14 protein-coding genes are annotated in these 10,944 nt (G+C 47.1%); 12 read left to right on the forward strand and 2 right to left on the reverse strand.

The features are described from left to right. The 4 genes from AC5V8P_RS18260 to lipB form a co-directional block, all read left to right on the forward strand. Positions 1–432: thiamine pyrophosphate-dependent enzyme (locus tag AC5V8P_RS18260; protein WP_495473762.1), on the forward strand; the 432-nt coding region annotated here is incomplete at its 5' end. A gap of 2 nt (positions 433–434) precedes the next feature. Beyond that, on the forward strand, positions 435–1,421 hold the full coding sequence (locus tag AC5V8P_RS18265; RefSeq protein WP_063213546.1) for an alpha-ketoacid dehydrogenase subunit beta: 987 nt from the start codon (positions 435–437) through the stop codon (positions 1,419–1,421). A gap of 88 nt (positions 1,422–1,509) precedes the next feature. Beyond that, entirely contained in the window at positions 1,510–2,898 is a 1,389-nt protein-coding gene (locus tag AC5V8P_RS18270; protein ID WP_063213545.1) for a dihydrolipoamide acetyltransferase family protein, read from the forward strand. 45 nt (positions 2,899–2,943) lie between these two features. Further along, the gene (gene lipB, locus AC5V8P_RS18275; protein WP_063213544.1) at positions 2,944–3,642 is read left to right on the forward strand and encodes a lipoyl(octanoyl) transferase LipB; all 699 of its coding nucleotides are present in this window, start codon (positions 2,944–2,946) and stop codon (positions 3,640–3,642) included. 124 nt (positions 3,643–3,766) lie between these two features. Here lipB and prli42 read toward each other — a convergent pair whose 3' ends face one another. After that, a complete protein-coding gene (prli42, locus tag AC5V8P_RS18280; RefSeq protein WP_142612118.1) occupies positions 3,767–3,871 on the reverse strand; it encodes a stressosome-associated protein Prli42 in 105 nt (34 codons plus the stop codon). An 85-nt stretch (positions 3,872–3,956) separates the two neighbouring features. Here prli42 and AC5V8P_RS18285 point away from each other — a divergent pair, with 85 nt between their 5' ends. Next, on the forward strand, positions 3,957–5,090 hold the full coding sequence (locus AC5V8P_RS18285; protein ID WP_064796368.1) for a tripeptidase T: 1,134 nt from the start codon (positions 3,957–3,959) through the stop codon (positions 5,088–5,090). A gap of 86 nt (positions 5,091–5,176) precedes the next feature. On the opposite strand, the gene mciZ is transcribed toward AC5V8P_RS18285, so the two are convergent. Continuing rightward, complete coding sequence (gene mciZ / locus AC5V8P_RS18290) at positions 5,177–5,320, reverse strand: Z-ring formation inhibitor MciZ (RefSeq protein ID WP_081276771.1); 144 nt, start codon at positions 5,318–5,320, stop codon at positions 5,177–5,179. A gap of 131 nt (positions 5,321–5,451) precedes the next feature. On the opposite strand from mciZ, the gene AC5V8P_RS18295 reads away from it, so the two are divergent. The 7 genes from AC5V8P_RS18295 to AC5V8P_RS18325 all read left to right on the forward strand — a co-directional run. Further along, positions 5,452–6,063, forward strand: a complete 612-nt coding sequence (locus AC5V8P_RS18295) for an NUDIX domain-containing protein (protein WP_063213542.1) — start codon at positions 5,452–5,454, stop codon at positions 6,061–6,063. Between the two features lie 4 nt (positions 6,064–6,067). Then, a complete protein-coding gene (locus AC5V8P_RS18300) occupies positions 6,068–7,264 on the forward strand; it encodes an endonuclease Q family protein (RefSeq protein WP_064796369.1) in 1,197 nt (398 codons plus the stop codon). Positions 7,265–7,466: 202 nt separating this feature from the next. Continuing rightward, positions 7,467–8,120, forward strand: coding sequence for a stage II sporulation protein M (spoIIM, locus tag AC5V8P_RS18305; RefSeq protein ID WP_063213540.1), 654 nt, complete (start codon positions 7,467–7,469; stop codon positions 8,118–8,120). Positions 8,121–8,221: 101 nt separating this feature from the next. Further along, positions 8,222–8,719, forward strand: coding sequence for a ferric iron uptake transcriptional regulator (gene fur, locus AC5V8P_RS18310; protein WP_064796370.1), 498 nt, complete (start codon positions 8,222–8,224; stop codon positions 8,717–8,719). A gap of 165 nt (positions 8,720–8,884) precedes the next feature. Beyond that, a complete protein-coding gene (locus tag AC5V8P_RS18315) occupies positions 8,885–9,127 on the forward strand; it encodes a YqzK family protein (RefSeq protein ID WP_063213538.1) in 243 nt (80 codons plus the stop codon). Between the two features lie 103 nt (positions 9,128–9,230). Further along, a complete protein-coding gene (gene xerD / locus AC5V8P_RS18320) occupies positions 9,231–10,175 on the forward strand; it encodes a site-specific tyrosine recombinase XerD (protein ID WP_064796371.1) in 945 nt (314 codons plus the stop codon). 72 nt (positions 10,176–10,247) lie between these two features. Continuing rightward, positions 10,248–10,944: purine-nucleoside phosphorylase (locus tag AC5V8P_RS18325; RefSeq protein ID WP_495473763.1), on the forward strand; the 697-nt coding region annotated here is incomplete at its 3' end.

Consider the following 10,944-nt stretch of genomic DNA (forward strand, 5'->3'; position numbering starts at 1 on the left):
AAACAGTTGGCGGGAAAAGTAAGCGACCGTGCACTGGGTTACGGGTTCCCGGGCATTCGTGTCGATGGCAATGATGCACTGGCCGTATATGCCGCTGTAAAGGAAGCACGTGAACGTGCTGTTCGCGGTGAAGGTCCTACACTGATCGAAGCGATGATGTACCGTCTGTCTCCTCACTCCACCTCGGATAATGATCTGGCTTACCGGACCAAGGAGGAAGTGGACGAGAACTGGGCCAAGGACGGCGTAGCCCGTATGAAGAGCTATTTGATCGAATGTGGCATTTGGGATGAGGCCAAAGATGCGGATCTATCGGCCGAATTGCTGCTTGAAGTCAAGGAAGCAATTGAATATGCAGACAATGCGCCTTTTCCAAATCCCGAAGATACGCTGCTGCATGTGTATGCTGATAGCGATGGGGAGGGCCGGTAACGATGGCAATTATGGAATATATTGATGCGATACGTCTTGCTATGAAAGAAGAAATGGAGCAGGATGAAACAGTTTTTGTATTAGGTGAAGATGTCGGCGTGAAGGGCGGTGTCTTTACAACAACAAAGGGGCTCATGGATCAATTTGGGGAGCAACGTGTCATGGATACGCCGTTGGCAGAGTCGGCGATTGCAGGGGTTGCCATTGGTGCGGCGATGTACGGAATGAAGCCGATTGCCGAAATGCAGTATTCGGACTTTATGCTGCCGGCAACGAATCAGATTATTAGTGAAGCGGCTAAAATCCGCTACCGCTCTAATAACGATTGGAATTGCCCTCTGGTGATCCGCGCACCCATCGGCGGTGGTATTTTTGGTGGTCTGTATCACTCTCAGTGTCCGGAATCTATCTTTTTTGGTACACCAGGTTTAAAAATTGTTGCTCCATTTACACCTTATGATGCCAAAGGATTGCTCAAAGCAGCCATACGTGACCCTGATCCAGTGCTATTTTTTGAAAATAAAAAATCCTACAAGCTGATTAAGGGTGAAGTGCCTGCGGATGATTATATCGTACCGATCGGGAAGGCTAATCTACTACGTGAGGGTGACGATATTACGGTCATTGGATATAGCCAGCCGTTGCATTTTGTGATGCAGGCAGCGGAGGAATTGGAGAAGGAAGAGGGCATTACCGCACATGTTGTGGATTTGCGCACGCTTCAGCCATTGGACCGCGAAGCCATTATTGAGGCTGCACGACATACAGGCAAGGTCTTAATCGTTCATGAGGACAACAAAACAGGCGGTATCGGTGCTGAGGTATCGGCTATTATCAATGAAGAATGCCTGTTCGAGCTGGATGCACCGATTGAGCGCCTGTGCGCTCCTGATGTGCCAGCCATGCCGATTAGTCCACCGATGGAAAAGTTTTATATGTTAAACAAGGATAAAGTGAAGGAAGCCATGCGCCGTCTCGCCATGTATTAATATAGAGCAGTTTCGGACAAAAGCATTCCAAAAGTATAGCAGGGCAGCGATAAATCGCGCCCTTCTATGATGTTAAGGAGTTGAAAAAATGTCAGACCAAACACAATGGAACGACGTGACCATGCCGCAATTGGCTGAATCGCTCGTATCAGCGACAATTGCCAAATGGCTGAAACAACCTGGTGACCCAGTAGAGCAATTCGAGCCAATTTGCGAGGTCATTACAGATAAAGTGAACGCAGAAATTCCATCCACACTGGACGGTATTATGGGTGACCTGTTGGCTGAGGAAGGTCAGACGGTAGCGGTAGGCGAATTGATTTGCCGGATTCAGACGAAGTCCGCTGCACCAGCGGCATCAACAGGAGCGACAACCTCTACACCAGCAACCGAAAGTAATGCACAAGCACACTCCCAACAGGGAGCTGCTTCGGATCAATCCATGCGAGGACGTTTTTCTCCAGCCGTCCAAACACTGGCTGCCCAGCACAACGTGGATTTAAGCAAAGTGCCAGGCACAGGCATGGGGGGGAGAATTACCCGCAAAGACGTGCTGAATTTTGTGCAGCAAGGCGGTTCTACTACACCTAGAGTGACTGATCAGACGACTGGGAGCACGCAAGGACAAGGATCTCCTTTTACAGGACTACAGCAGTCTGCCACTCAATATAGTGCACCAGTTCAAAATATGGACCCTGCGATTCCGGTGCGTAACAGTGGCATTCATTTAACGGAGGCTCCAAAAGTTCCTATGGTCGAAGTTGAGGGTGGCAACAACAGATCCGAGTATTTTATTGATGTGACACCTATTCGTAGTGCAATTGCCCGCAATATGCGGCAAAGTGTTTCGGAAATTCCTCATGCCTGGACGACGATTGAAGTCGATGTGACCAACCTGGTGATGCTCCGCAACAAGATCAAAAACGAGTTCAAGCAAAAAGAAGGCATCAATATTACGTACCTTGCTTTTCTCATGAAAGCAGTCGTAAATGCAATCAAAGAATATCCGATCATCAATTCGGTGTGGGCAGTAGATAAAATTATTATTAAAAGAGATATTAATATTTCTTTGGCCGTAGGTACAGAGGACTCCGTTCTTACTCCTGTTATTAAAAAAGCCGACCAGAAAAATATTGCCGGATTGGCTCGTGAAATTGACGATTTGGCACGTAAAACTCGCGAAGGCACACTCAAACTGGATGATATGCAAGGTGGGACGTTTACCGTAAACAATACCGGTTCCTTTGGTTCAATCTTATCTTACCCGGTGATTAACTATCCGCAGGCAGCAATTCTTACCTTTGAGTCCATTGTCAAAAGACCAGTGGTTATTGATGATATGATTGCGGTGCGCTCGATGGCTAATCTGTGTCTGTCGCTGGATCATCGTATTTTAGATGGAGTGATTTGCGGACGATTCCTGCAACGGGTTAAAGAAAATCTGGAAGGCTACACCTTGGATACGAAGCTGTACTAATCATCCGAACAGTTAGGAAAATGGACGGAGAGGAAGTGACAGGCCGTGAACAGACGACCGCTTGATGTAACCTATACGAATAGGATGGAATATGCCCATGCTTGGGATGTCCAGAAGGAGATTGTGGGAAAGCTGGATGCGGGTGAGGCGAGAGAAACGCTAATGCTTCTCCAGCATCCGCCAACCTACACCATAGGTTCCCAGAGGCATCCTGAGCATTTGCTCTTCACACCAGAGCAGCTGAAAGAGAAGGGCATCAGCGTCTTTCAGATTGATCGTGGGGGAGACATTACATATCATGGACCGGGGCAACTTGTTGGATATCCCCTGCTTGTGCTTGGCAACCGAGAGGCACTAAATTTGCATGGATACCTTCGAAGTCTCGAAGAAGTGATCATTCAGTTGCTGGCATCTTATGGGATCGAAGGGAGCCGTAAGCCTGAATATACAGGGGTATGGATCGGGAATCTTAAAATTGCGGCCATTGGTGTCAAATTTAACAAATGCAAGCAACGTCGGGGCTTCGTAACCAGCCATGGCTTTGCTTTTAATATCAAGTCAGGAATACAGCATGAGGGCTTTGAAGGCATTGTTCCGTGCGGAATTCAGGAATATGGTGTGACATCATTAGAGGACTGTACACAGCAGTCTTTTTCGGTGGAGCAGATTGCGAGGGAAATTGTACCGTACTTTGAACAGCAATTTTCATTTGCCGCGCAATGGCAAACGCATTCCTTCCAATAAAAGGTCAGGCGGGCTATTGTGTGATTGACACGGGAGCCCGCCTGTTTGTTTGCTTGTGCAGCAGCTCGTCCACACACAGCTTGTAACGGATCTTGGGTGGTTCAACCCTTGAGAGGTGTAGTTGTTATAGTGGCATAATAAACGGCTCAATTACCATGAACAGCGTAGAACCAATCATAGCTGCGAGCATAACGTAAATGAAAAAACGAACCCATTTTTTGTTAGACATGTGTAACTCCTTTAGGATAGGTTTAAGTCATAGATAAGAACATCTATCCGTATTGTAGCGTAATCAGGAAAGAGAGGAAAGTTTAATGACAGTAAAAATAGTAAAAGACCGAATCTTACAGGAATTCATGGAACTCGTACAGGTGGATAGTGAAACCAAGCATGAACAGGAAATATCACGTGTTCTGAAAGAAAAGTTTAATGCACTTGGGCTGGAAGTCGTAGAAGACGATTCTCGCGAAAGAACGGGACATGGCTCTGGCAATTTGATTGTCACCTGGAAAGCTGAAGGTGTGGAGCAAGCACCCAAAATATTTTTTACCTGCCACATGGATACCGTGACTCCAGGCAAAGGCATCAAACCGCAGTTGGGTGAGGATGGCTGGATTCGCAGTGATGGTTCAACAATTCTGGGGTCGGACGACAAGGCGGGGATTGCTGCTTTGTTCGAGGCAATTCGTGTCGTACGCGAGCAGAACATTCCCCATGGTCAAATTCAGTTCGTGATTACGGCTGGCGAGGAATCTGGTTTAATGGGCGCACGGGCAATGAAGCCGGAAGTGCTGGATTCTGACTTCGGATATGCCTTGGATTCAAATGGTGAAGTCGGTTCTATTTGTATAGCTGCTCCCACACAGGCACGTATTGAAATGAGAATTACCGGAAAGTCTGCTCATGCAGGGGTCAATCCTGAAGATGGCATTAGTGCCATTCAAGTCGCTTCTAAAGCAATTTCTAAAATGAAATTGGGACGGATTGATAAGGAGACGACCGCTAACATCGGTAGCTTCGAAGGCGGCGGCGCGACGAATGTGGTTTGCGATTTTGTACTGATCCGTGCGGAAGCTCGCAGTATTGTGCAGGAAAAAGTTAATCATCAAATCCAGCATATGCGTGAAGCGCTCGAAACCACTGCGCGTGAATTTGGTGCCCAGGGAGAGTTCCGCAGTGAAGTCATCTATCCGGCATTCAGCTTTACAGAGCATGATGAAGTTGTACAGGTTGCACAGCGAGCTATTCAAGGATTGGGATTGGCAACATCAACCTTCCATTCCGGTGGCGGCTCAGATGCTAATGTATTCAACGGACTTGGAATTCCAACAGTGAATTTGGCTGTAGGTTACCAGAACATCCACACCACAGAGGAAAAGATCAAGGCCGATGACCTAGTGAAGGTTGCTGAAGTAGTCGTAGCTCTGATCCAAGAAACTACAAAGTAAAACTTGTTTTTCACATTTACAATAGAATTACATTTACAATATACCGAAAAAGGGTTCAGGTTAAAGAGGGGAACCGTGTTCCTCCTTTAGATCTGAACCTTTTTTGGAACCGTTAGCGAAGCAATAGTGGCTGTAGGTCCATATTCCTTTTGCCATTGACGGAGGAGGGTTTGAATCTGCCAGGCTTTGCCGACGATATGAAGGGTGGTTTCAGTACGGTAACTTTTCATTCTAAATTCTCCTTATAGCAGAATTTTAATATACTACCCCAGCATATGTTCCAAGTGGACAAGTTAGACTAATGTTGGAGATAATTAATAATGATAAGAAAAGATAGAGGACGAAGGAGGAAACATGTCTGATGAACGATCAAACGAACGAACAAGTGAACAATCCAACCAACAATGCACCTCGCAAGCCTTATTCCAATCCTGCGCTGGAGGAAAAGACAGTGTCCACACAGCCTATCTTTGAAGGGAAGGTCATTACGGTACAGGTAGACACGGTAGAGCTTCCTGACGGGTCTACTGGAAAACGTGAAATCGTAAAGCATCCAGGTGCAGTGGCAGTTTTGGCTCTACATGAGGGAAAAATGCTGGTCGTGGACCAGTACAGACAAGCTATGGGGCGCTGTGAGGTTGAAATCCCCGCGGGCAAGCTCGAGCGAGGTGAAGATCCGATGGAAGCCGCAGGACGTGAATTGCGGGAAGAGACAGGCTATACAGCCAAATCGTTGAAGCTGCTGCACTCTTTTTATACATCTCCCGGATTTGCGGATGAAATCATACATCTGTATGCGGCCGAAGATCTGGAGCGAGGTGAGATGGAACCAGATGAGGATGAATTCTTAGAGCTATTTGAAGTGACGCTGGAAGAAGCGCACACGCTTATTCGTGAAGGGCGCATTAGTGATGCCAAAACGATTCTGGCCGTCTATGCATGGCAACTTCGCCAACAAACAGGGAGCTTCTAAGCGGATGGATACAAATATATTAGAACTTAACAACTACTTTGCAGACCTGCATATCCATATTGGCAGAACGGAAAAAGGAGCTCCGGTCAAAATTAGCGGTAGCCGTGATCTTACGTTTGCCAATATAGCCAAGGAAGCCTCCAGTCGCAAAGGGATTGAGCTCATCGGAATCATTGACTGCCATGCACCTAATGTACAGGAGGATATTCGTAGCCATTTGCATACAGGTGAAATGGAAGAAATCAGCGGTGGTGGCATTGCATATAGAGATACAGTTATTATACTTGGCACGGAGCTGGAAATCCGGGCTGAGGGTCGTCCCGAGGCTCACATACTGGCCTATTTTCCTGATCTGGCGGCGATGGAGGATTTTACTCAATGGCTGGCTAAGCATATGAAAAATGTTAATCTCAGCTCACAACGGATCTACGCACCGCCACGTGAGTTGCAGCAGCAAATTTATGGACGTGGAGGCATTATGGTGCCTGCGCACGTGTTCACTCCACATAAAGGGATCTATGGAAGTTCCGCAGCCCGTATGGAGGAACTGCTGAATATGGAGCTCATTAGCGGGGTGGAACTAGGACTGAGCGCAGATTCATCTATGGCCGGCTTGATTTCGGAGCTGGATCGCTTCAGCTTTCTCACAAATTCAGATGCCCATTCCCTTGGGAAAATTGGACGAGAGTACAATAAAATATCAATGGCCAAGCCATGTTTTGATGAATTCAGGATGGCTTTGGAGCGGCGTGAAGGACGACGAGTGTGTGCCAACTACGGTTTGAATCCCAAACTTGGAAAATACCATCGCTCTTACTGTCAAAGCTGCGGTACGATTATTGACGAGCAGCAGATGGCGGACGAACGTTGCCCTAACTGTGGCCATACCAAGCTGGTACGGGGTGTGCTCGATCGAATCTGGAGCATTGCAGACCGTGAAGAGCCTGTAATTCCCTCTCATCGTCCTCCGTACATTTACCAGATTCCGCTGGAATTTATTCCAGGCTTGGGTAAAGCCAAGCTTAACCAGCTATTAGCAGCATTCGGAACAGAAATGAATATTTTACATGAGGTTACACAGGAGGAACTGTCTAGAGTCGTCGGTAATGTGTTGGCAGAGCAGATTGTACTTTCACGCGAAGGACGCCTGGCGCTTGTATCCGGCGGGGGTGGAACATACGGAAAAATAGCGAAATCCTAGTAATGTGTCCTAGTAAAGTCTTGTTCCTGTAAAAAGGCATATCAGCGCCAGCTTGTTCATAACCTTAAAATATCTCTGCCGCTGGCTTGGCGCATCATTCGTGATGTAAGATTTGCAGCGAAAGCTGCCCCATTTCTAGCCATCAGCCGTCGGTCTACTGTTGTTTTTTGGACAAACAAGCAGATGAAAGGGGCAGGGCCTGATGCAATGGTTTCGTCATACGTTAAAGGATCAGACGCCATATTATGTTTTTTTGGCTGTACTGTTTCTAGTGGGAGTTGTGTTTGGCGCACTAATGGTAAATGCACTCTCCCTGGAACAGTTACAGGATTTGTCCCGTTACCTGAAGGATTTTTTTGTGACGGTCAATCAAAACAAACAGGGCTTTGCTGATTCGCAGGCATCCTCTACCTTTTGGGACAGCGTATCTCTACATCTTAAATGGGTGGGCCTCATTTGGGTATGCGGACTTTCCGTCATTGGACTCCCGGGTATTCTTGTCTTGAATTTCCTCAAGGGTGTGTTGATCGGATTTTCTGTAGGTTATATGGTCGGGCAATATTCATGGAAAGGATTATTATTTTCGTTGGTTTCCGTTGCTCCACATAACCTGCTCGTGATTCCAGTACTGCTCGTTTGTAGTGTGGCTGCGATGACTTTTTCCATTCATATGATCAAGACCAAAATACTCGCTAACCGGCCATCAGAAGGGATGTTGCGTCCGTTGCTTTCTTATGCAGGATTGACTGCAGTGATGATGGTATTGCTCATCGGCAGTGCGTCTTTTGAAACCTGGGTCACTCCGGTTATGATGCAATGGGTCACTCCTATGCTGACAGCTTCCGTAACATCTTAATCTCATTTCAAAATGTTTGACTTTATTTGTATAGACCCCCTATAATAATAGGAGTGAAAAAAAGTGCAGTAGGCAGTAGCTTTGCAGGGGGAGGGAGACACATGGAAGCACGGATCGAAAAAATTAAGCAGCAACTGCAATCCCAGGGCTACAAACTAACGCCTCAGCGGGAAGCCACCGTCAGAGTTTTACTTGAGAACGAAGATGATCATCTGAGTGCGGAAGATGTATTTATGCTCGTCAAAGAGAAAGCTCCCGAAATCGGTCTGGCAACCGTATACCGTACCCTAGAACTGCTAAGTGAACTGCATGTCGTGGAGAAAATTAATTTTGGGGATGGCGTTGCGCGTTATGATTTGCGCGGCGATACAAGTAAACATCATCACCACCATTTGATATGTGTGCAGTGCGGCAGTGTAGATGAAATACTGGAAGATTGGCTTGGGCCATTAGAGGAGCGTTTGGAACGGGAATATAATTTTACTGTGGTGGACCATCGTTTGGACTTCCATGGTATTTGTTATCGTTGTAAGGCGAAGAACGATACAACCGCCCAGAAAACCCCAGGCAAATCCAAGAAAAACAAATCTCAGGATTAATAAGCTGACTACCCAGGCTCTCACCGGCGAAGACGCGTTCGGGAGAGCTTTTTTGGTTCAGAATTTGCTTTATAGGACCCAGTGGTATAAAACGGAATAGCTTGTCATACCCTTCCATATAGAGCCCTACATAGGGGTTATATTTAGGGAAGGCGGCTGATCCACATGGTACTTTCATTGCGGAGAGGACTGAAATGGCTGCGCATGCTGATATTGTTTGGGGCGCTGGCAATTATGTTCTTTTATAGCCTCAGACTGTTTACAGATTGGATAACACCTGTAGATCATTACCGAATACCAGAAGGACATGCAGTTAAGGTATTTGGCGGACAAAACGTGAATGATGGGTCCGAGCAACGAACTGCGTTGTTAGAACGCTTACGTTTCTTTTATTGGTATGGTGAGTAGTCTATGCAATCTTCTTGTGAGATGATGGTATAAAGACAGCACACAAAGAAGCAGGCGCAACAACTGAATCGCTGTATGCAGGACAAGGAGACTTTTGGAACTCATGAAAATGTATATTCAACCTTTCGTTCAATATATGGAAGAGGAGAAAGGGTTATCACGCAGTACGCTGGAAGCGTATCAGCGGGACGTACAGCAGTTTGTCGAGTTCGCAGAAAGCTGTGGTCTGGAACAGCCTGACAATGTCCAGCGGTCACATCTGGTACTATATTTGGGACGTCTGAAGGAAGAGGGAAAAGCCGCGGCGACAATTTCACGGAGCGTTGCCTCCATTCGCTCCTTTTTTCATTTTCTCATTCGAGAAGGAATCGCGATCCATGATCCGTCCGTTCTGGTGGAGCTGCCCAAAGCCACTAAAAAGAAACCCTCGGTGTTAACGCAAGATGAAATAGAGCGTTTACTGGCAGCGCCGGATGTGGGTAACCCACAAGGGGGGCGGGATAAGGCCATGCTGGAGCTATTGTATGCGACAGGCATCCGTGTATCAGAGCTGATTGCCCTGAACGTGCGGGATGTACACGTTGATTTGCGCTTTGTGCGCTGTGGCGGCGAGGCAGGTAAAGAACGTGTTGTACCGATCAGTCGTGAGGCATCACAGTGGACACAAGCCTACTTGGACGAACAGCGTCCAGCATTGCAAAGATCAATGCAGGGTGAAGAAGCTCAGGTAGAGCAGGAAGCCTTGTTCTTGAATGTATCAGGTCAGCGTCTCAGTAGACAGGGATTCTGGAAAATAATCAAAAAGTACGCTCAGGAAGCAGATATAAGCAAGGATATCACGCCCCATACGCTGCGGCACTCCTTTGCGGTACATATGTTGGAGGGCGGAGCAGACTTACGCTCTGTGCAGGAAATGCTGGGTCATGCTGATCTGTCAACGACGCAGGTATATGCACAGACAGCTAGACGAAACATGAAGGAAGTATACGAAATGCATCACCCTCACGGCGGCAACCGCACTTCCCATGAAAGCAAGGATCGAACGTAATGTAGCTTTGCTATTATAGAAAATGTGATCATGACTATAACTTTACGATTGTACAAGTCAGGAGAGATGTTTATGTCAACAGCTAATCAAGCTACAATTCAGGAAGCAGCAGATTATATTCGTGCCCAGAGCGGGATAAGTCCAGAGATTGGTCTTATTCTGGGATCGGGGCTCGGTATACTGGCCGATTTGATTCAAGATGGAGTAAGTATTCCTTATCAGGATATTCCCCATTTTCCCGTTTCAACCGTGGAAGGTCACGAGGGAGAGTTACTATTAGGTACTATCGAAGGTCGCGCTGTCGTCATGATGAAGGGGCGCTTTCATATGTATGAGGGGTATGGTCCGCAGCTGACGGCTTTCCCTGTTCGGGTAATGAAGCAGCTCGGGATTCAAAGCCTGCTCGTGACGAATGCGGCAGGTGGTGTAAATACGTCCTATAAAGCGGGCGATTTGATGGTCATCTCGGATCATTTGAATTTGACCGGACAAAATCCGCTGATTGGCCCGAATGATGCTGCGCTGGGCGTTCGTTTTCCAGACATGTCGGAGGCGTACAGCCGCCGCTTACGTGAAATTGCCAAACAAACAGCCATTCAACAAGGTTTTAGTCTGCAGGAAGGTGTATATGCCGGATTGCTGGGACCCAACTATGAAACACCTGCTGAAATCGTTATGCTGCGTACACTAGGGGCAGATGCAGTAGGGATGTCGACCGTGTCAGAAGTTATTGTAGCCCGTCATGCGGGGATTGAAGTATTGGGCTTCT

The organism is Paenibacillus sp. N119s (genome assembly GCF_059447605.1).

Bases quoted from the DNA above. Each gene is read 5' to 3' on its own strand.
- AC5V8P_RS18265 (WP_063213546.1), top strand. From the start codon at position 435: ATGGCAATTATGGAATATATTGATGCGATACGTCTTGCTATGAAAGAA.
- AC5V8P_RS18270 (WP_063213545.1), top strand. From the start codon at position 1,510: ATGTCAGACCAAACACAATGGAACGACGTGACCATGCCGCAATTGGCT.
- prli42 (WP_142612118.1), bottom strand. From the start codon at position 3,871: ATGTCTAACAAAAAATGGGTTCGTTTTTTCATTTACGTTATGCTCGCA.
- AC5V8P_RS18285 (WP_064796368.1), top strand. From the start codon at position 3,957: ATGACAGTAAAAATAGTAAAAGACCGAATCTTACAGGAATTCATGGAA.
- mciZ (WP_081276771.1), bottom strand. From the start codon at position 5,320: ATGAAAAGTTACCGTACTGAAACCACCCTTCATATCGTCGGCAAAGCC.
- AC5V8P_RS18295 (WP_063213542.1), top strand. From the start codon at position 5,452: ATGAACGATCAAACGAACGAACAAGTGAACAATCCAACCAACAATGCA.
- AC5V8P_RS18300 (WP_064796369.1), top strand. From the start codon at position 6,068: ATGGATACAAATATATTAGAACTTAACAACTACTTTGCAGACCTGCAT.
- spoIIM (WP_063213540.1), top strand. From the start codon at position 7,467: ATGCAATGGTTTCGTCATACGTTAAAGGATCAGACGCCATATTATGTT.
- fur (WP_064796370.1), top strand. From the start codon at position 8,222: ATGGAAGCACGGATCGAAAAAATTAAGCAGCAACTGCAATCCCAGGGC.
- AC5V8P_RS18315 (WP_063213538.1), top strand. From the start codon at position 8,885: ATGGTACTTTCATTGCGGAGAGGACTGAAATGGCTGCGCATGCTGATA.
- xerD (WP_064796371.1), top strand. From the start codon at position 9,231: ATGAAAATGTATATTCAACCTTTCGTTCAATATATGGAAGAGGAGAAA.